Annotated in this window: 19 protein-coding genes; 10 read left to right on the plus strand and 9 right to left on the minus strand. The window is 69.0% G+C overall.

What is annotated here, in order from left to right:
- Positions 1-75 precede the first annotated feature (75 nt).
- Positions 76-654 (plus strand): TetR family transcriptional regulator, encoded by a 579-nt coding sequence (locus tag ABZV40_RS23310; protein WP_355445098.1) that lies wholly within the window; start codon positions 76-78, stop codon positions 652-654.
- Here ABZV40_RS23310 and ABZV40_RS23315 read toward each other — a convergent pair.
- Both ABZV40_RS23315 and ABZV40_RS23320 read right to left on the minus strand, forming a co-directional pair.
- Positions 647-1,171 (minus strand): GNAT family protein, encoded by a 525-nt coding sequence (locus ABZV40_RS23315; protein ID WP_355445101.1) that lies wholly within the window; start codon positions 1,169-1,171, stop codon positions 647-649. The genes ABZV40_RS23310 and ABZV40_RS23315 overlap by 8 nt on opposite strands.
- Positions 1,165-1,362: a hypothetical protein gene (locus ABZV40_RS23320; RefSeq protein WP_355445104.1), complete on the minus strand. Its 198-nt coding sequence runs from the start codon at positions 1,360-1,362 to the stop codon at positions 1,165-1,167. Before ABZV40_RS23320 ends, ABZV40_RS23315 begins: the two co-directional genes overlap by 7 nt.
- A gap of 419 nt (positions 1,363-1,781) precedes the next feature.
- On the opposite strand from ABZV40_RS23320, the gene ABZV40_RS23325 reads away from it, so the two are divergent.
- Entirely contained in the window at positions 1,782-2,096 is a 315-nt protein-coding gene (locus ABZV40_RS23325) for a hypothetical protein (RefSeq protein ID WP_355445107.1), read from the plus strand.
- Here ABZV40_RS23325 and ABZV40_RS23330 read toward each other — a convergent pair.
- On the minus strand, positions 2,087-4,498 hold the full coding sequence (locus ABZV40_RS23330) for a hypothetical protein (protein WP_355445110.1): 2,412 nt from the start codon (positions 4,496-4,498) through the stop codon (positions 2,087-2,089). The genes ABZV40_RS23325 and ABZV40_RS23330 overlap by 10 nt on opposite strands.
- 97 nt (positions 4,499-4,595) lie before the next feature.
- On the opposite strand from ABZV40_RS23330, the gene ahcY reads away from it, so the two are divergent.
- Both ahcY and ABZV40_RS23340 read left to right on the plus strand, forming a co-directional pair.
- The gene (ahcY, locus tag ABZV40_RS23335) at positions 4,596-6,059 is read left to right on the plus strand and encodes an adenosylhomocysteinase (RefSeq protein ID WP_355445113.1); all 1,464 of its coding nucleotides are present in this window, start codon (positions 4,596-4,598) and stop codon (positions 6,057-6,059) included.
- Between the two features lie 77 nt (positions 6,060-6,136).
- The gene (locus ABZV40_RS23340; protein ID WP_355445116.1) at positions 6,137-6,586 is read left to right on the plus strand and encodes a hypothetical protein; all 450 of its coding nucleotides are present in this window, start codon (positions 6,137-6,139) and stop codon (positions 6,584-6,586) included.
- 1 nt (position 6,587) lies between these two features.
- Here ABZV40_RS23340 and ABZV40_RS23345 read toward each other — a convergent pair whose 3' ends face one another.
- The 4 genes from ABZV40_RS23345 to ABZV40_RS23360 form a co-directional block, all read right to left on the minus strand.
- Positions 6,588-7,007 (minus strand): Imm1 family immunity protein, encoded by a 420-nt coding sequence (locus ABZV40_RS23345; RefSeq protein WP_355445417.1) that lies wholly within the window; start codon positions 7,005-7,007, stop codon positions 6,588-6,590.
- A gap of 124 nt (positions 7,008-7,131) precedes the next feature.
- On the minus strand, positions 7,132-7,305 hold the full coding sequence (locus tag ABZV40_RS23350; protein WP_355445119.1) for a DUF397 domain-containing protein: 174 nt from the start codon (positions 7,303-7,305) through the stop codon (positions 7,132-7,134).
- Complete coding sequence (locus ABZV40_RS23355) at positions 7,280-8,134, minus strand: helix-turn-helix transcriptional regulator (RefSeq protein ID WP_355445122.1); 855 nt, start codon at positions 8,132-8,134, stop codon at positions 7,280-7,282. Before ABZV40_RS23355 ends, ABZV40_RS23350 begins: the two co-directional genes overlap by 26 nt.
- A 54-nt stretch (positions 8,135-8,188) precedes the next feature.
- Positions 8,189-8,917 (minus strand): alpha/beta hydrolase, encoded by a 729-nt coding sequence (locus ABZV40_RS23360; protein WP_355445124.1) that lies wholly within the window; start codon positions 8,915-8,917, stop codon positions 8,189-8,191.
- Between the two features lie 202 nt (positions 8,918-9,119).
- Between ABZV40_RS23360 and ABZV40_RS23365 the strand changes: the two genes are divergently transcribed.
- Positions 9,120-11,117: a hypothetical protein gene (locus ABZV40_RS23365; RefSeq protein ID WP_355445127.1), complete on the plus strand. Its 1,998-nt coding sequence runs from the start codon at positions 9,120-9,122 to the stop codon at positions 11,115-11,117.
- Between the two features lie 89 nt (positions 11,118-11,206).
- Here ABZV40_RS23365 and ABZV40_RS23370 read toward each other — a convergent pair whose 3' ends face one another.
- Positions 11,207-12,175: a hypothetical protein gene (locus tag ABZV40_RS23370; RefSeq protein ID WP_355445130.1), complete on the minus strand. Its 969-nt coding sequence runs from the start codon at positions 12,173-12,175 to the stop codon at positions 11,207-11,209.
- Between the two features lie 133 nt (positions 12,176-12,308).
- On the opposite strand from ABZV40_RS23370, the gene ABZV40_RS23375 reads away from it, so the two are divergent.
- The 5 genes from ABZV40_RS23375 to ABZV40_RS23395 all read left to right on the plus strand — a co-directional run bounded on the left by ABZV40_RS23375 (position 12,309) and on the right by ABZV40_RS23395 (position 18,233).
- Positions 12,309-12,953: a dTMP kinase gene (locus ABZV40_RS23375; protein WP_355445133.1), complete on the plus strand. Its 645-nt coding sequence runs from the start codon at positions 12,309-12,311 to the stop codon at positions 12,951-12,953.
- Positions 12,954-13,029: 76 nt separating this feature from the next.
- Positions 13,030-13,860 carry an SAM-dependent methyltransferase gene (locus tag ABZV40_RS23380; RefSeq protein WP_355445136.1) on the plus strand — a complete coding sequence of 277 codons (831 nt, stop codon included), beginning with the start codon at positions 13,030-13,032 and terminating at the stop codon, positions 13,858-13,860.
- Between the two features lie 185 nt (positions 13,861-14,045).
- The gene (mtrA, locus tag ABZV40_RS23385; RefSeq protein ID WP_030471262.1) at positions 14,046-14,723 is read left to right on the plus strand and encodes an MtrAB system response regulator MtrA; all 678 of its coding nucleotides are present in this window, start codon (positions 14,046-14,048) and stop codon (positions 14,721-14,723) included.
- A 10-nt stretch (positions 14,724-14,733) separates the two neighbouring features.
- Complete coding sequence (gene mtrB, locus ABZV40_RS23390) at positions 14,734-16,500, plus strand: MtrAB system histidine kinase MtrB (protein WP_355445139.1); 1,767 nt, start codon at positions 14,734-14,736, stop codon at positions 16,498-16,500.
- On the plus strand, positions 16,497-18,233 hold the full coding sequence (locus ABZV40_RS23395) for an LpqB family beta-propeller domain-containing protein (protein WP_355445142.1): 1,737 nt from the start codon (positions 16,497-16,499) through the stop codon (positions 18,231-18,233). Before mtrB ends, ABZV40_RS23395 begins: the two co-directional genes overlap by 4 nt.
- 98 nt (positions 18,234-18,331) lie before the next feature.
- Here the strand turns inward: ABZV40_RS23395 and ABZV40_RS23400 are convergent, their stop codons facing one another.
- The gene (locus ABZV40_RS23400; RefSeq protein ID WP_355445145.1) at positions 18,332-18,946 is read right to left on the minus strand and encodes a ComF family protein; all 615 of its coding nucleotides are present in this window, start codon (positions 18,944-18,946) and stop codon (positions 18,332-18,334) included.
- Between the last annotated feature and the right edge of the window lie 903 nt (positions 18,947-19,849).

A 19,849-nucleotide genomic window follows, 5' to 3' on the forward strand; every position in this document is an offset into this window, starting at 1 on the left:
ATCGAGTATCGGTAGGGATCTATCGAAAGTCAATCGGTAGTGATCGTGTTGCAACAGGTCTCTACAGTGATCGCCGTGGGACTGCGTGAGCGCAAGAAGACCGAGACCCGAGCCGCACTGGCCGCCGCCGCGTTGCGCCTCGCCCTGGAGAAGGGCGCGGACAACGTGAGGGTGGACGAGATCGCGGAGGCCGCGAACGTCTCCCCGCGCACCTACAACAACTACTTCGCGAGCCGCGACCAGGCGATCGTCGCGGGCATCACGGCCTCCCGCGCCCTCGCCGTGGCCTCCGCCCTGCGCGCACGTCCGTCCGGCGAGCCCCTGGTCGACTCGATCATCGCGGCGTTCGCCGAGCAGTACCGCGAGCCGCCGACCGAGGCCCTCGCCCTGATCACCTCGACCCCGTCGTTGCGCGAGGCCTACCTCGACTCGACCGCCTCGATGGAACCGCCGATCGCCGAGGTGATCGCCGAACGGCTGGGCAAGGACCCGGTTGGCGCCGAGGTGCTGGCCGCCGCGGTGTCGGCGGCCGCGCGGATCGCCGTGCAGCGGTGGGTGGACCAACGCCCGTCCGGCCTGGTCGTGGTGTCGGCGGCGTCCGTGGAGGACCACCTGCGCGAGGCGATCGGCCACCTCGCGCCCGCACTCAGGTGAGCTCGTCCCGCAGCACGCACATCAGCAGCTCGTCGTACCACTCGCCGTCGCGGTGGAACGCCTGGCGCAGCCGTCCGTCGACCTGGAAGCCGAGCTTCTTGTAGGACTTGACGGCCCGCTCGTTCTCCTCCACGACGGTGAGCTCGATCGAGTGCAACCGCAGCGTGTCGAACCCGTACCGGCACACCCTGCGCAGCGCATCGGTGCCGTAGCCGCCACCCCAGTACTCCTGCTCGCCGATGTAGATGTCGACCTTGGCGCGCGCGTTGATCGGGTCCGCCTCCCGCAACGCCACGATCCCGATGGGCTTGCGCTCCTGCAGCGTCTCGATGCAGAAGGTGGACTTCTCGTGCGAGTTCTCCTGGCGGTCGGCAAGGCGTTTGCGCAGACCGGCCAACGACTCGTGGAAGTACGACTGCAGCCAGCGCATGACCACTTCGTCGTTGTGCCAGCGGTACAGCGCGTCGGCGTCCTCGGGTTCGAGGGGTCGCAGGCGGACAAGATCTCCAGTCAGCATTGATCACTCCAGCGAACTCGAACAACACCGTCGTCATCGGGCAGCACTGCGGCGAGCAGCGGCTTGCTCACGCCGTACACGTTGGACAGCACCATCGCGGACTTCGCCTTGGCCAGGTGCACGACGGCCATCGGGTGGTCGTCGCCGTCGGCCCGCAGTTCGATGATGCGACCGTCCCGGTCCTCCCACACCGGCCGGCCCGTAGCCGGGGATCGGAGCCTCCAGGCCGAAGTTGACGAACCCCGCGATGCCGGGCTCGCGGATCGTCAGCTCGGTCGCCCCGAGGTGCTCGGCGAACACCGCCACCGCCGCGAGGTAGGCCGCCTCGACCGGGCCGTGGTCGCTCATGACGTCTTCCGGGCCGGCGTAGTGCCCGCGCTCGTCGTAATCGTCCGGGTCGTACTTCGTCACCTGGTAGACGTACTGGAACACGCTCGCAGACTAGGAACCGCCCAACGTATCCCGCGACCGACTTTCCGCGACCGCTCCGCGATTCCGGAGACTCTCTGCGCGCTTCTTGAGGACGTCACCTCTCGGCGAAGTTCTCCTGCATCCTGGCCCGTGAACGGAGCGGCGTCGGTCGCGTCCAGGTGAGATCGAGAGGGAGTCCATGTCCGGCAACAAAAAGCGCGCTCTGGCCGTGATGGCGCTCGCCACGGCGCTGTGCGGGTTCGCCGTTCCCGCCTCCGCCTCCGCCGACGGGTGGTCGTCGTGCAGTAAGTGGAACGACCGGAGCACCTACGGCGTCAACTGCAGCGGAAACTACGACTTCCAGTACCAGGCGAGTGCCCGGTGTAGCAACGGCCAGTACTACTTCGGGCCGCTGAAGCGCAACGGCAGCGGCGAGTCGTCGTATGTCTACTGCTCGACCTACGGCGCCTACTACGTCGAAGGTTCAGGCCAAGTCGTGATCCATCACGGCTGAGCACCGCCCAACGTGTCGTGCGATCGCGGCTCGGGTTTGCGCGCGAACGGCAGCGGCGGCGACTCCGGTGCCTCCACGTCCAGCAACCCGGCCGCGATCGCCACCGCCCGATCCCACTCGGGGTCCGACGTGTAGTCCGAGTGCGCCGACACCCCGGACCGCCACCGCCGCCCCGGGAACGGCCCTCGCTGCGGATCCGGCAACCAGTGATCGCCACCCAGCACCAGCGCCCCGGTCGGTCCGCGCAACGCCGGCGCCAGCGCGCCCTCCGAGCCGTCCGGCCGGTACCCGACGCCGAGCAGCATCCCGTCGAACACCTGCCGCCGCCACGTCATCACCGCGCCGCCCAACGGATCCGTGCCGCGGCACAACGCGCGCCAACGCCCGTCGAGCCCACCGGCCAGCCGGGCCAACGACGCGTGCGGTACCACGGCGGGAAACGCCCGCGGATAAGCCCACTGCAGCTGCGACCCGGCCGTCACCAGCCCGATCCGCTCTCGGTCCTGGGGTGGCAGGTCCTCCAGCAACCGCGCTGCCGCAACGGCAACCAGCAACGACCCCTGCGAGTGTCCACACAGGACTACTCGCGTGCCTGGGTCGCGCAGGTGGTCCTCGACGCGAGCGACCAGCTCCGGCACGACCTTCAACGCGTAACAGGGTGGCACGATCGGGTGAGCTTCGCGCGGCCAGAACTGCGCGACGTCCGCGATGATGCCCAGCCGCCGCCCCGACTCCGGTTGCCGCGCCGCCAGGTACACCGCCCGCAGCAGCGACACGGCCAGCAAGCCGAGCACGAACACGCCGAAAGCGGAGAGCGGTGCCGTCCACGGAGGCGGCGAGACGCTCCGCACCCGCAGCAGGGTGGCCGGCACGGCACCGACCACCAGCACCGATGCGACGATCATGATCAGACGGTGCCCGTGGTTGCGTTCCCAGCGCGCCCACCACCACGCGCGCGTCGCGGTGCGGAGGTCACGGATCCGGCCGGAGTGCAGCAACGAGGCTTCGCGCGCCCACACCTTGCCCTTGCGGAACGCCTGCCACCGCACCGCGCCGGTGAACGACGCCACCGCGAACGTGCTGAGCAACGCCAAAGCACCCGCCACGCCCCACAAGAAGGTGATGTACGCGTACCCGTCCGGCAGGTGCAGCCCGTCGCCCAGCGCCTTGCGCACCGGCAGCGCGACCCCGGCACCGAAGCCGCCGCCCAGCAGCCCGGCGATCGCCAGCACCGGCGCGGAGAACCAGCCACCGGCCCACGGCCGCAGCTCGCGCGGCAGCGAGGCCCACGTCTTGCGCGCCAGCAGTGCCGCAGGCACCAGCAGGAGCGCGAACAACGCCAGCACGAACGCCATCAGCAACGCCAGGACCTGCACGGTCACGTCCGCGCCCGGCACCCGTATCGGCAGCTGCTCCTGCAACCCGAGCGTCGTCAGCACCAGCACCGCGGACAGCGCCATCAGCACGTGCCGAGGCCGCCGGCCCAACGCCGCCCGCAGCCACCGTCCGCCGCGATGAGGAGCACCACCGGTCGGGTCGTCGAGCAGCAGCACACCGAGCACCGACAGTCCGATGAACACCAACGCGACGACCCACGCCACGGTGATGGCCACACCCATCTGCCCAGAGGCCGTGAGCTGCTTCAACGGCCCGCCGAGAGCGATCAGCGAGGTCACCGCCAAAGCCGTCACGACGTGCAAGGACCGCAACGCGGGCGTGTCCGGGTCGGTGGCGACGTGCGCGCCGGGCAGGCCGGACGCGGGCTGTCGTTCCTCGTCCTGCGCGTCGGCGATCTCACGGCGCTCGATCCGCCACTCGACGTGCGAGATGCGCCGCATCACCGAGATCAGCACGACGACCGGCAGAAGCCCGAGGAACGTGCGGAACCACGGCAGCAGCCGCACGTCGGTCGGAACGCTGGTCAGGCAGGTCGAGCCAGGTCGCAGGCACTGGGCGGCGAGCAGGTCGAGGCTGACCACCGAGACCTGTGCGACCAGCAGCGCCGTCAGCAGCAGGGCGAACACCCGCAGCAACGACCGCAGGCCGAGTCCGAGCAGGTGGGCGGCCAGGTTCCGCTCCGGAACGGGAGGCAGCATCCAGTGCGCGACGTTCGCGATGCTGAACGGGAACAGCAGCGCCCAAGTGGCCTTGGCCACACCTCCGGACGTCATGCCACCCCAGAGGTACCCCTCGACCACGCGCGGCACGGCGCGTCCGCCGGTCTGCAGCACCGGGCCCGGCGCGGGTCTGCGGAGCCGGTCCGCGGGACGCACGATGCGCCCGAGCCCGTCTCCCGCAACGTCCACGGCCGCGACGGCGTCGACCAGCGTCTGCGGCGTCGTGCCCTGCACGCCGTGCACCCGCAGCTCGACGACACGCGTGTCCGGGCCCGCGATCAACACCCGAGACCTCCCTCACCAGAAGTAGGGGTCATAGTGGTGCATCCGCGGGCGGTATGGTCGGAGGACACCCTCTCTGAAGTGCCTTGGAGGACTTCGCATGACTGCGGACCGCTTGCAGACCCGCAACGGGATCGACTTCGCCGTCGCCGATCTCTCGCTCCACGAGTTCGGCCGCAAGGAGATCCGCCTGGCCGAGCACGAGATGCCCGGCCTGATGGCGTTCCGCCGCGAGTACTCCGGGGTCTACCCGCTCAAGGGCGCTCGGATCTCCGGCTCGCTGCACATGACCATCCAGACCGCGGTGCTCATCGAGACGCTGGTCGACCTGGGCGCGGAGGTCCGCTGGGCCTCCTGCAACATCTTCTCGACGCAGGACCACGCGGCCGCCGCGGTCGTCGTCGGCCCGCACGGCACCGAGGAGGAGCCCAGGGGCATCTCCTGCTTCGCCTGGAAGGGCGAGACGCTGCCGGAGTACTGGTGGACCGCCGAGCAGATGCTGACGTGGCCCGACGGCAAGGGCCCGAACATGATCCTGGACGACGGCGGCGACGCCACGCTCCTGGTCCACAAGGGTGTCCAGTACGAGGCGGCCGGTGTCGTCCCGAACGCGGAGGACGGCGACTCCGAGGAGTGGAAGATCATCCTCGAGACGCTCCGCAACTCGCTCGCGGCCGACGGCAAGAAGTGGACGAACATCGCGGCGGGCATCCGCGGCGTCACCGAGGAGACCACCACGGGCGTCATGCGCCTGTACCAGCTGGCCGCCGCCGGTGAGCTGCTCTTCCCGGCCATCAACGTCAACGACGCCGTCACCAAGTCGAAGTTCGACAACCGCTACGGCATCCGCCACTCGCTGATCGACGGCATCAACCGCGGCACCGACGTGCTGATCGGCGGCAAGGTCGCGGTCGTCTGCGGCTACGGCGACGTCGGCAAGGGCGCCGCCGAGTCCCTGCGCGGCCAGGGCGCCCGCGTCATCGTCACCGAGATCGACCCGATCTGCGCGCTGCAGGCCGCCATGGACGGCTACGACGTCCAGCGCCTGGAGGACGTCCTCGACCGCGCCGACATCGTCATCACCACGACCGGCAACAAGGACGTCGTGATGGTCGAGCACATGGCGCAGATGAAGCACCAGGCGATCGTCGGCAACATCGGCCACTTCGACAACGAGATCGACATGGCCGGCCTCGCCCGCTACCCCGGCATCCGCCGCAACAACATCAAGCCGCAGGTCGACGAGTGGGTCTTCCCGAACGGCCGCTCGATCATCGTGCTGTCGGAGGGCCGCCTGCTGAACCTCGGCAACGCGACCGGCCACCCGTCGTTCGTCATGTCGAACTCCTTCTCCAACCAGGTGATCGCGCAGATCGAGCTGTTCACCAAGCACGAGGAGTACGACAACGAGGTCTACCGCCTGCCCAAGGTCCTCGACGAGAAGGTCGCCCGCATCCACCTGGAGGCGCTCGGCGGCAAGCTCACCAAGCTGACCAAGGAGCAGGCCGAGTACATCGACGTCGACGTCGAGGGCCCGTTCAAGGCGGACCACTACCGCTACTGAGCTTGCGATGAAGGGCGCCTTCATCCACCTGACGTGGATGAAGGCGCCCTTCATCCACGTCGACAGAGGGGCGCGTCGTGGGATTCTTCGGGACTTACGCGTTCGAGCACGGCCAGTGGAAGACCCTGTCCGAGGGCGAGCTGCCGCCGTTGGAGGAACCGTCGCTGTGGATCGACATCCACGACAGCGACATCACCTCGGTCGTCTACGCGCCCGCTGGTCCGGGCACCGGCGTCGCCTACCTGGGCCTGACGCCGCGCACCTACTTCGAGAACCCCAACGCCTCCGACCCCACCGACGTCCTGCGCGAGGCCGCGGGCCTGGCCGCGTGGTGGGCGCTGCACAACTCCGGTGACGTCACCGCCAAGCAGGCCGAGCTGCTCGGCTACCTGGCCTCGGACGAGAACCCGGAGGACTTCTCGCTGGACGAGGAAGAGGACGTCGAGGACGTCGACGTGTTCGTCGAGCTCAAGACCAAGCAGTTCCTCGCGGCGCTGGACCTGCCGCTGCCTACCGAGCTCAGCTGACTCAGACGACGGCCACCTCATGCAGGTGCGGGAAGTCCTGGGGGATCAGCCCACCGTGATCGAGATAGGCGGCGAGCACCGCCCGGACCGTGTCCAGCGGGACTTCCTGGCTCACGGGCACCAACGTCTCATGGCCCTGGAAGTCGTACACCACGTCGCCCGACGCGTTCGGGTCGCCTTGTGTCGCCCGCAGCTCGTCCCGGCCGCTGACGCGGACATATCCGTGATTCGCACCGATGCCCGCGTTGAGAGTCGGGAAGCCGTAGGGGTCCTCCGCGATGGACACCTCGATCAGTGATGGGCACGGTTGGGCCGCCGACCGTGCACTCACTCGGTCGATGAAGGCGGACAACTCTTCCTGCGTGGCGACGATGATGGCTGGGTCACCTGGGCCGTAGTCGTTTTCCGGTCTTGCGGTAATTCGGCCCGTACACCGTCAGCGTGCACCCCTCGGGCAGGAGCCGCTATTGACCGGTCGATCGTGGCCAGCACACGCCGCAGCGCGTCGCCGAGATCGCCCAGGGAAGCCACACCAAGGTCTCCATCTACCGAGCTCCGATGAACCCCTGCCAGGCCTCGACGCTGAACTTCAGCTCGGGACCGGCGGCGTTCTTGGAGTCACGCACGCGCACGACCTGGGCAAACGCCACCTCGACGCACTCGTCACCGGCGTTGCCGCCGCTGTAGCTGCTCTTACGCCAGGTGCAGTTTCCGGCCACTGAGGTCCTCCCGCGATCGACTGGCGAGGTCCGCCACCATTGACCGCGATTGTCCCTCATCGAGAGCGAGCGCATCCAGGCGCGCGAAGATCGACTTGCAGTGCTTGACCCCGCGCAGGTCCTGCACGAACACCTGGGCGAGGTCTGATTCCGTGTAGGCGACACTGCTGCGCTTCTCGTACTCCCACAGCACATAGGGCGCCGCGAAGACCCCGGCGGGACCGCTGGACGCCGACACGATCCGGATGACGTGATTGTGGAAGAGCAACCTCATGAGCTGGTCTTCCATGACCTGGTCGCTGCCGACCTTGAGCCGCAGAGCGTTCTCGTGAATGTAAAAGGTGCACTGCGGGCGATTCGGCCGCCTGAGGACGGCCTGCCGTTCGATCCGGAAGCGAACGTGCGCCGCGATCTCGTCCGGGCTGACCGTTCCGCAGGCTTCGATGAGTGCCGTTGCGTATTCCTCGGTCTGCACCAAGCCAGGAATGGTCGTCAGGCTGTAGCTGGTGATCTTGTCGGCGCTCGACTCGGCCATCGTCACCGTGCGCAGGTTGCTCGGGACTTGCACGAAGTAGTGGTCGAACGCGGACCGGTACCGGTTGAGGAAGTCCTCGATGAACGACTGCGGGCGCCCGCACCGACCCAGGTACTGGACGATGTCGATTTCGCTGGCACGGGTCTTGCCGTGCTCGATGTTCGAGACCTTGCCCGGATCCCACCCGAGCATGCGGGCGATCCGCCGACCGCGGAAAGTCGTGTAGCGCTCCCGCACCTGGCGCAGTTCATCGCCCAGGTCACGGCTGTACGGAGTCGACGGATCGCCGTTCATTGCCCCGACGTTAGGCGATGGAGCAGAAACAACGTCGTCCCCGAACGGGTGGAATTATTTGAGGTGCCTGGCGAAGAACTGGTTCGCGTAAGGCCCCTCGAACGCCGGGACCCCGGTGTGCCCGCCCATGTTGGCGTGCAACGTCTTCTCCTTCGAACCGAAGGCGTCGAACAGGTCCAGCGCCATCTGCCGGTCGTTGCCCTCGTCGTCCCACTGCAGCAGGACCAGCAACGGCACGGTGACCTGCCGGGCCTCGTCGAACATGCTGCGCGGCACGTAGCTCCCGGCGAACAGCAGCGCGGCCGCGATGCGCGGCTCGACTGCGGCCAGCCGCAACCCGATGGCGAGCACGCCGCCCGAGATGCCGACCGGGCCGTCGTTGATCTCGGGCAACGTCAGCAGCGCGTCCAGGGCGGCCTGCGATTCGGGGACGGCCTTGTCGACCAGTGGCAGCACGAGGCGCGTGACGATCTCGTCGGACACCGGTTCACCGGCCTGCACCGCCTGGCGCAGGTCGGCGCGGGCCTGTTCGGCGTCGGCGTCGAGAGGCCGGTCGCCGCTACCGGGGAGCTCGATGGTGGCGGCCGCGTAGCCCTCCACCACGCTGCCGCGGGCCCTGGCCGCGAGCCGCGGGTACATCCTGTCCAGTCCGCCCGGGTTGCCCATGAGGATCAGCGGCGCCGGTTCGGATCCGGACGTCCACAGGATGCCGGGGATGTCGCCGAGGGTGAACCTGCGCTCGAGGACACCGTCGTCGAGGAGTTGTTCGGAAGTGAAGTGCATGGTCGTGCCTTTCCGGGAAGCTCGCGAACGGCGCTCCCGGACGACGACCTATCGCCCGACCGTGACCCCAGGGGGGAGCACCCATGTCGACATGTTCACGGGTACCACCTCCTCGGTCTCTCGCACGGTCGCCGGAAAGCTAGCACCGCGGTCGTCATCCGCCCAAGCGTTTTACGGTTGACGTGCGGGTTTTACTGACCGGGTGCGGACGACCATCATCAAGAAGACCCTGCGCGTGCCCCTGTCGGACGGCGCGCGGGGCGATGGCGGCACGACCGCCAGGCAGCTCGACGCCGCGTTGCTCAGGGTGGGCTTCAAGGCCTCGCGGGAGCTGCTCGAACACGTCTCGTCCGTGGCCGGTGCCGAGTACGCGCAGACGATCGTCCGGGCGGTGGAGGAACTGGTCGGCGCGCAGGCCCAGCACAACCCGTACTTCAGGGACTTCCCGCACAACGTGCCGGACACCCTCGACTTCTGGCTGGCGTGCATCCAGGACGTCGCCGAGTTCACCGGCAACCTGCTCGACCTGCCCAAATACGGCCGCGTCCAGCACACCTACGAGGAGATGCTCGCCGCGCACGACGAACTGATCTCCGGCCTCAAGGACCGCGTCACCGTCCTGAACCTGGGCGGCACGCTCGACGACGAGATCACCCGCCTCCACCTGGAGCTCGCGGCGAGCCCGATCCCGCTCGGCGAGGACGACCGAACTCTGCTGGGTGAACTCGCGACCCAGCGCCTCGACCTGACCCCCGAATCCGTTCCCACCAGGGAGAACCGCGCGATCCTCAACGCCGCCCGCCTCGTCGCGCAGCGCCCGTTGATTGGCATCGACACGGTCACCGACGTCCTGCGCCTGGCCGCGGAGGCGTCCGGAGGCGACGTGACGCTGCGCGAGCCGACCCGCTTCCGGTCGTTCCGCAGGCCGGAGCGCCGGGCGCTGCTCGCCGCGCTCGACGGGGTGGACGCGGGCAAGTTCGGCGACGTGGGTCAGCACCGCGAGGCGTGGAAGCGGCTGGGGGAGCGCCTGCACCCGCACGAGCACCCGTTCGAACGCGCCCAGGACGTGTTCGCCGTGGCGCGCAAGGAGAAGACCGCCCGGTCGTTCGCCGGCCAGGTCGAGCTGGCGTTCGCGGACAACGATCCCGATCTCGCGTTGCGCATCCTCTCGAAGGCGCCCGGCATGCTGCTGCGCCAGGTGGACCGGTTGGTCCGCAACGGCGCCTCGGGCGTTGCCGACGCTGTCCGCGTGGCGGTGCCCGACGTGTCCGGACGCGTGCTGGTGTCGGTGCTGGAGCACCTGTCGAACCGCGGAAAGCCCGACACCGCAAGGGTTTTCGCGAACCGCGCACGCAAGGTGTGGATCGCCGACGACACCCGTCCGCCGATCGACACCACCACGATCGTCGAGGTCATCGAGGACGAGCTGGTGCGCAGGCTGCCGGACTTCTCGTCGCTGACCGTCGATCCCGAGCTGCTCGACGTCGTCGTGCCGGTGTCCGGCACCGCCACCGAGGACGGTTTCGGCGTGCTGCCGCGCGGCTCGAAGCTGTGGCTCGAAGGCGACGTCCTGCGGTTCTTCGTGCACTGGCGGCAGGCGTCCAGGCGCACCGACTACGACCTGTCCGCCGTGCTGCTCAACGAGAACTTCGAGTACCAGGGGCAGGTGTCGTGGACGAACCTGAAAGCCGGTGGGGCCGTCCACTCAGGTGACGTCACCGACGCCACCGACGGCGCGACGGAGTTCCTCGACCTGCACCGGAACGCGTTCGGCGCGAAGTACGTCGTGCCGCAGGTGGACATCTTCTCGGGTGAGGGGTTCGACCAGGTCGCCGAGTCGATGTTCGGCTTCATGAGCCGCGACCTCGACCAGATGGGCAAGCCGTTCGAGCCGAGCACGGTGCGCGCCCGCTCTTCCATGCGCGGCAGGGGAAAGGTCGCGCTGCCGGTCATGTTCGAACGGCAGGGCGACCTCTGGTTCGGCACGTGGCTGCACCTCTACCTGCGCGGCGAGCCGTGGGGCAACCGGGTCGAGGCGAATCGCGACCTGGTCAGGCTGATCGCCGCGGCGGCGTTGCACCGCAAGTACTTCACCGTGCGCAAGCTCGTGGAACTGTTCGAGCGCAAGGGTTCCACGCCAGGCGGCCAGTCCATCCACATTGGACCTGTGGCCGAACTGGCAAACCTGCTGTCGGACTGAGGATTTCGCTGCTACCGTTGCTCACGCGAGGCCATGAGAGAGCTTCCTGCCAACTCCTGTAAAGATCAGCACTCTCGCTTTCCTCGCCCCTAGCTCCACTCGACGGCGATGCCGGCAATTCCGGGGCCGACATCGCCGAAGTACGCGCTGACGACGCCGCCGAGCCCGCACACCAGTTCGTCGACGTCGACCGGCGTCGCGTCGGCCGAGGCCCGGAACTGCTTGATGCAGCGCGCCGGCATCGCCCGCCGGTGGAACGACAGCTGCACCAGGTACGAGCCGCACGCGTCGCGGAACGTGCGGTGGTGGCCGGGCGTGGCGCCGCCGGTGTCGTCGACGATCGTGAAGCTGAAGACGTGTTCCTCACCGGCCGCGAGCCGCCGGTCGAAGAGCATCTCCACGGCCAGGTTCCGGGAAGCGCTTTCCCGGCGCAGCCTGCCCTGCCGGCATCCTTCCCCGGCTCTCACCAACGCGTTCTCGATCAGTGAGCCGTCGTCGCCGCAGTGCACCGCCAGGTACCGGTCGGGCCCCTGCCGGACCGCCCGCACGACCAGCCGCGTGGTGATCGAGCGCTGTTCGCGGTGCATGCCGATCTGCACGGTGTCGTGCACGGACAGCACCTCGAGGTCGGCGTTGCCGCGCGCTGCCTCCGGTACGGAGTCGAACGTCGCGAGCAGCGGCGCGGGTTCCGGCCAGGTCGCCACCGGGCGCGGCAGGTAGACGTTGGCGGTGCGCGGGCCGATCAGGTCCAACAAGGACGATGGCGGCAGGCGCAACACGGACTCCAGCGCGCGCACCGTGCTGATGGCGCGGGGGACCTCGGGATGACGGAGGCCGCGTTGCCAGTAGGAGAGCGTCGACTGACCTACCTGGACACCGAGTTGTTCGAGGTGGGCGCGCAGCCGGGCGAGCGAGAGGCCCCGGTGGGCGATCGCCTCGCGCAGGGCGCGGTGGAACGGCCCGTAGCGGAGCGTCTCGGCGAGAGGGGTCGGCAGACCCCCGGTCGGGTTACCGATCGGCTCGTCGACCGATCCGGCGTGCCCGGAATCCGCGGCCACCGCGGCACCTACCCTTCACACACGCGCCGTGTGACTGTTCACCGTAGTCACTCGTTCTGGTGATCGAAAGATCGGATTTCGCCCGTGTGGGGGACGTGTGGCGGCCATGTGAGTGGCCACTAGGGTTCGCCTGGTGGGAAAGCTCGTGGTGATCGAAGGCCTTGACGGCGCCGGCAAGCGGACGCTCGCGAACGGACTGACCGAGGCGTTGCACGCCAGTGGGAGGACCGTGACCAGCCACGCGTTCCCGCGCTACGGGGTCAGCGTGCACGCCGACCTGGTCCGCGACGCCCTCTACGGCAAGATCGGCGACCTCAGCGACTCGGTCTACGGCATGGCCGTGCTCTACGCGCTGGACCGGCGCGGCGCCGCCGACCAGATCCGCAAGGACCTGGAGGAGCACGACGTGGTGCTGCTCGATCGGTACGTGGCCTCCAACGCCGCGTACAACGCCGCGCGGCTGCACCAGGACGAGCACGGCGAGTTCGTCGAGTGGGTGCGCGCGCTGGAGATCGACCGCTTCGGACTGCCCGTTCCCGATCTTCACCTGCTGCTTCGCGTGCCCGTCGAGGTCGCGGCCGAACGCGCGGCCAGGCGCGAGCAGGACGACGACACCCGCGCCCGAGACCTCTACGAGTCCGACGGCGGGCTGCAGGCCAGGTGCGGTGTGGTTTACGACGGATTGGCGAACATCAACTGGCTCGCTCCGTGGCAAGTGGTCGACGGGCGGTCAAACGTGAACTTTTCTTCGCTTCTGGAACCGCTCTTCACTCCTTGAGTGGTCGCTCACGTGCGTACCGATTGACACGATCGTGGCTCCGGTACGTCACTGTGAGTGAATAGGAGATCACAATTTGAAGCGTGTTCTGCAGCGCCCCCCGGTCGGAGTCGCCCGCACGGCTGTTCTGATCGCTGCCGCCCGCGCCACCGAGCAACGTCATCTCCGCCCCCTCTTCACCGATCCGCTGGCCGCGGGACTCGTGGAGGCCGCCGGCTCCGCGAGCGACCTGAACGGCGTCCGGACCCTCGCGGGCGAGCACTTCGTCCTGCGCACCCGGTACTTCGACGACCAGCTCCTCAGCTCGGCCCGGCCCCAGGTCGTGATCATGGCGGCGGGCCTCGACACCAGGGCGTTCCGGCTGCCGTGGCCGCCGGGCACCACGCTCTTCGAGCTCGACCTGCCCGAGTTGGTCGAGTTCAAAGAGGACGCTCTGCACGACCTGCACGCCCGGCCCAGATGCGAACGGATCCCGGTGCCCTGCGACCTGCGCGACGACTGGGCCTCGGCGCTGATCCACGCGGGGTTCGACCCGAACAGGCCAACGGCCTGGTTGCTGGAGGGCCTCTTCATGTTCCTGCCGCCGGACGCGGGAGACCGGATCCTGTACTGGGTGAGCGCGCTGTCCACTCGGGGCAGCACCCTCGCGCTCGAACACGTCAACCGCGCCTTCCGCGAGCTGCCGCAGATGAGAGCCGTGCACGAGCGGTTCGACGCGCTGGACGCCCGCTGGCGGTCCGACGTGGAGGACCCGGTCGAGTGGCTGGCCTCCCACGGCTGGCACGCCTCGGTGACGCACCCGGCCGACCTCGCCGCGCGGCACGAGCGCGCGGTGCCGGCGATCACCGACCCGGCGAAGGTGGGTGACGCGCGCATCTGGCTGGCCTCGGCGATCCACGCGGTCTGACCACACCGGGTAACGAAAGGTGAACGTCGCGCGGATACTCCGGCGACGAGCAGGCCAAATCGGGCGAGGTGGGGCACGTGGAGCGACAGTTCCGGCCGGTTACCGAACGACCGCACACCGCCACCAGCGGCAACGGAACCTGGGTGGTGCGCGAACGCGCGACCGGGAGTGCGACGATGTTGAGTATGAAGGCACGCGTGCTCGTCGTCGATGACGACCCCGCCCTGGCGGAGATGCTGACGATCGTGTTGCGCGGGGAGGGCTTCGACACCGCGGTGGTCGCCGACGGTGCCCGTGCCCTGCCCGCGCTGCGCGAGCTCAAGCCCGACCTCGTGCTGCTCGACCTGATGCTGCCGGGGATGAACGGCATCGACGTCTGCAAGGCGATCAGGTCCGAGTCGGGCGTGCCGATCGTGATGCTCACCGCCAAGAGCGACACGGTCGACGTGGTGCTGGGCCTCGAGTCCGGTGCCGACGACTACGTGGTGAAGCCGTTCAAGCCCAAGGAGCTGGTGGCCCGCATCCGGGCGCGCCTGCGCCGGACCGAGGCCGAGCCGTCCGAGGTGCTGCAGATCGGCGACCTCACGATCGACGTGCCCGGCCACGAGGTGCTGCGCGAGGGTAGGCCGATCCAGCTCACGCCGCTGGAGTTCGACCTCCTCGTCGCGCTGGCCCGCAAGCCGCGTCAGGTGTTCACCCGCGAGGTGCTGCTGGAGCAGGTGTGGGGTTACCGCCACGCCGCCGACACGCGCCTGGTGAACGTGCACGTGCAGCGGTTGCGTTCCAAGGTCGAACGGGACCCGGAGCACCCCGAGGTGGTGTTGACTGTCCGCGGTGTCGGCTACAAGGCCGGCCCTCCGTGACAGGTGGCGTATGAAGTTCGTTCGGCCGGTCGTCGCGAAGGCGCAGTTCCTCGTCGAGGAGGCGCGCAAGCGGTGGGCCGCGTTTGGTGACCTGTGGCGTCGTTCGCTGCAGTTGCGCGTCGTCGTGTCCACGCTCGCGTTGTCGTCCGCCGTGGTGTTCGTGCTGGGCATGGTCCTGCAGATGCAGATCACCAACCAGCTGCTGAACACCAAGGACGAGGCCGCGGTGCGCCAGGCGATGGCCTCGCGCAGCCTGATCCAGTCCGATCTGGTCGGTCTCAACCCCGGCCCGGACAGCGTGCAGACGCGGTTCCAGAGCGCCGTCAACAAGCTCGCCGTCGGTGGCTCCGGCACGGACGCCACCACGGCGGGAGCCGGTGCGTTCGAGCCCGTCCTGGCCGACGGGCTCGGGTTGGCCGGTGCCGGGCGCGTGCCGGCCGTCGGCCCGCTGGAGGACGTGCCGCGCGGCCTGCGCGACATGGTCGAGAACGGCGACGAGGGCACCCAGATCCACACGGTGCAGCGCGACGGCACGCCGACCACGCTCTTCGTCGTGGGCCTGCCGATCAGCACGTCCGCGCGCTCGATGCAGCTGTACCTGATCTTCCCGCTGACCGCGGAGCAGCGCACCGCCGAGGTCGTGCAGTCGACGCTCGCGGTCGGCGGCATCGTGCTGCTGATCCTGCTCGCGCTCATCGCGAACCTCGTGACGCGCCAGGTCGTCCGGCCGGTGCGGCAGGCCGCCGAGGTCGCGGAACGGTTCGCGGACGGCGTTCTGCACGAACGCATGCACGTCGTCGGCGAGGACGACGTGGCGCGCCTGGCCGAGTCGTTCAACGAGATGGCCGAGTCGATCCAGGCCCAGTTCAAGCAGCTGGAGGAGTTCGGCCAGCTGCAGCGCCGGTTCACTTCGGACGTGTCGCACGAGCTGCGCACGCCGTTGACGACCGTGCGCATGGCCGCGGACGTCCTGCACGCCTCGCGCGAGCAGTTCCCCGCCGGGCTCGCCCGCTCCACCGAGCTGCTGGTCGACGAGCTCGACCGGTTCGAGTCGCTGCTGGGCGACCTGCTGGAGATCTCGCGGCTGGACGCCGGCGTCGAGGAGCTGACCGCCGAGCAGGTCGACATCCGCGTGCTCGCGCGCCGCGCGCACGACTCGGTGCGCGCGATCTCGTCGAGCGCCGGTTCGCCGGTGGTGCTGGACCTGCCGGACTCGGAGCTGGTGGCCGAGCTGGATTCCCGCCGCGTGGAACGGATTCTGCGCAACCTGCTCGCCAACGCCATCGACCACGGCGAGGGCCAGCCGGTCGAGCTCACCATGCGCGGCAACGACGACGCCGTCGCGATCACCGTGCGCGACCACGGCGTCGGGTTGCGGCCCGGCGAGGCCGAGCTGGTGTTCAGCCGGTTCTGGCGCGCCGACCCGTCGCGCAACCGCCGCACCGGCGGCACCGGCCTGGGTCTGTCGATCTCGCTGGAGGACGCGCGGCTGCACGGCGGCTGGCTGGAGGCGTGGGGCGAACCGGGCCACGGCGCCGTGTTCCGGCTGACCCTGCCGCGCCGGCACGGCGAGGAGGTGCGGGAGAGCCCGCTGCCGCTCGCGCCCGCGATCGAGCTCGAACCCGTCGCGGTGGTCGAGGAACCGCCCGCGGCCGAGGAACCCGAAGAGGTCGAGCTGACCCCGGAGGAGATCACCTGGCAGCCCGCGGAGCCGGTCGACGGGACGCCCGTCGAGAAGCCGGGTGCGCGGTCAGAGGTTTCGGAGGAAGTGCGGTGAAGCGGCTCGCGTTGCTGGTGCTCGTCCTCGTGACCGTCACCGCGTGTGCGGCGATCCCGACGAACACCCAGCCCAAGCCGATCGGGCCGAAGGACAACAAGACCACCAAGACGTTCACGGCACCGGAACCGCCCCGCGACATCGACCCGTTGATGCTCGTGCGCGACTTCATCGACGCGACCTCGGACCCGCACAGCGACTACGCGGCCGCCCGCGCGTACATGACGCCGGAGGCCAACAAGAACTGGAACACCAAGAACCCGATCATCATCGAGTCGGCCTTCAAGACGGTGCCGACGCCCCAGACGCCGCAGGACAAGACGCAGTACGTCCTGCTGCAGGGCAAGAAGATCGGCCGCCTCGGCGGTGACAACGCGTTCGCGCCGGAGGTCGGCGACCTCAACGAGTCGGTGAAGCTGGAGCGCAACAGCGACAACCAGTGGCGCATCTCGGCCGCCCCGTCGGCCGTCTACCTGCCGCTGAACGTCTTCAACGACAACTACCGGAGGGTGACGCTCTACTTCTACAACCCCGAGTTCACCGTGCTGGTGCCGGACCCGCGCTACGTGGTGGTGCCGCCCGAGACGAGCATCCCCGCACGGGTCACCGAACTGCTGATCAAGGGCCCCGGCGACACGCTGCGGGACACGCTGGTGAGCGCGCTCAGCCCGGACACCGAAGCGTTCTCGGCCACGAAGGAAGCCGACGACGGGGCACTCGAGGTCAACCTCACCAGGGTCGGCAAGGACCTGACGCCCGAGAAGCGCAAGCAGATCGTCGCGCAGGTGGTGAAGTCGTACTCCGGGGTCACGACCTCGCGGGTGCGCGTGCTCGTCGACGGCCAGCAGATCCTGCCGGACCAGCGGGACTACCGGCCGTCCGACGTGTCGGCGACCGCGGGCGAGGCGTTGCTGGCGTTGAACGCGAACCTCCAGGGCATGTTCGTGGCGGACGGGGCGGTCAAGTCGCTGACCGACGGCAACCCGGTCAAGGGCCCGGCGGGCAGCGGTGTGTACGGCGTCGTGAGCGCGGCGCAGTCCCTCGACGGGTCGAGACTCGCCGTGGTCACCCGCGCGGGCGGCGGCATGCGGTTGCGCGTCGGAGAGCTCGAACAGGAGCTGTCCGAAGTGGACCTCCAGGCGACGACGCTCACCAGACCCACGTGGCTGCTCTCCAGCGGTCCGAAGGAGCCGGGCACCGAGGTGTGGACGGTGGTCAACGGCACCTTCGTGAACCGCGTGACCCGCGCCGACAACGGCAGCTGGACGGCCAAGGGCGTCAACTTCACCGGCCTGTCGCAGTACGGCTCGATCAGTGACCTCCGCCTGTCCCGCGACGGCACCCACGCGGCGCTGGTGATCGGCGGAACCCTGTTCGTCGCCTCCGTGGTGCGCAACAACGAGGACGTCGCGCTGCGCGCACCCCGCCCCATCCAGCAGCCCGTGCTGGGCTCCTCGGTGCAGTCCATCGACTGGCTGTCCCAGGACGTGCTGGTCGTTGCCTCCTCTCTGCCGTCGTGGCCGGTCACGAAGGTCTACACCGACGGGTTCAAGCTGGACCGCTACAGCCAGTCGAACCTCACCGTGCCGGTGGCTTCGGTGGCGGCGGCACCTGCCCGTCAGGTGCAGGTGATCGACCCCTCGGGCCTGTGGTCCGCGTCGGACATCACCGACGTGTGGAAGTCGAGCTCGATCCGGGTGTCATCCGGATCGCTGGTCTTCTACCCGGGCTGACGCGGGCGGCTCGCCACGTTGTTCGTCGCCTGTGTGGGTTGACGGGGCCCCTGCCGAGTCGGATCACCAGCGCTCGGACCAGCCGCACGGTTCACCGTCTACCCGGGAGGGCCCGGCCGGGCCGACGTCAGCGCGAGCACGGCGTGCGTGCGCACCCCTGCCCGGCGCAGAGCACCGACACAAGCCGATGCCGTCGCACCCGTGGTGATCACGTCGTCGAGCAGCACGGTGGTGCCCGGCGGCGGTCTGCCGTCGACCAGGACCCGTCCCGCGAGGTTCCGTCTTCGTTCGGCGGCACTCAAGCCCACCGAGTCGCTGACGCCGGGCGCGAGCCGCAGGACCTGGGCCACGGTCGCGACGTGGACGGCCCGCGCGACTCCCAGCATGTGGTCACCGCCCCGGTCGCGGGCGGCGCTGCGGCGTGACGGTGCGGGGACGAGCGTCCAGGGGCGAGGGCCCACCGCGACCAGCGCCGCCGCCACGAGGGCGCCGAACCACGCCGCCAGCGCCCGTGCGCCGCGTTCCTTGAAGGCGAGCACGAGTTCCCTTGCGGCGCCGTGATAGGGGGCCAGCGTCCACACCGGCGGCCCGACACCGGGGACCTGGAGCCGGGCCGGCGGACCGAAGGCGTCGAGGCACGTGGCGCAGCAGTCGGTGCCGGGGCGGCCGCAGCCGGCGCAGGCGGGTGGCAGGAGCAGGTCGAGTGCGGTCATGGGACGAGGATGACGACGGGGTCTGACAAAAAACGGCGGTCGGGGTGCCAGGACCGAGCAGAGGACTTTCGGCACCGCCCACAAGGGTGAAGTTCCGGTTGCGTTGTCGATCACCGTCGGGTCCGGGGTGGACGCATCGGCCCAGCTCGCTGCGAAATCTGTGACGACGTCCCAAGATCCGGAACTCGTTTCGACCCGTTTGTCCCAGCGTCTGTTGAGCCCGTGTTTCGGAACCGAGGCGTCCGCAGGTCTGCCATCTCAACAGGCCGCGCACCTGGCCGCGATCGTGTCCACGACGTTCGCCGCCGGAGGCGCGGACCGGTGTCCGCAGGTGCCCGTCGCGGCCGGTCCTTGTTAACGACTATTCACATGTGGATCTGACCAGCGGTTATTACTGGAAATACCGCGGCGTCCGGTCGTGCCGGTGATCAACGGCCTTGTCCGGCATTGGGCGAAATCCGCCGTTCGGGCGGGCGTGACTGGGTCGTGATCGGTCATCGGTACCGATCGGTTCAGTCGCAAGAAGTGTGGTTCTGTCCCAGTTCGCGGATCGGAATCGATCTCTTCGAGGTTTCGGGAACATGACGCGCGGGTCGCCCGTTGGCTGGGTATGAGGCCGCGACTGGACCCGTTCGACGCAGCGAGACTGCCGTCGAGTGCCGGTCTCGGGCTGAGCCGTACGGGTGAGCGAGATGCCGGTGAGCAGGGTTCGTGGCACGCTCGGGACATGACTGGCAACGCGCTGTCGTCGCGCTGCGTAGTCACCGAAAAAACTCGTCGTTCCCCCGGCAAGGGGGCTTACGCGACGGTGAATCCCAAGCTAACGTGCACCGCTATCAGCGTTCCCGGCACGCGGGGAGGAGGCGAACAGCCCATGACCCTGGCGCCGTGAGAGCTGCGGAG

Source organism: Lentzea sp. NPDC004782 (genome assembly GCF_040609115.1).
Classification (GTDB): Bacteria; Actinomycetota; Actinomycetes; order Mycobacteriales; family Pseudonocardiaceae; genus Lentzea.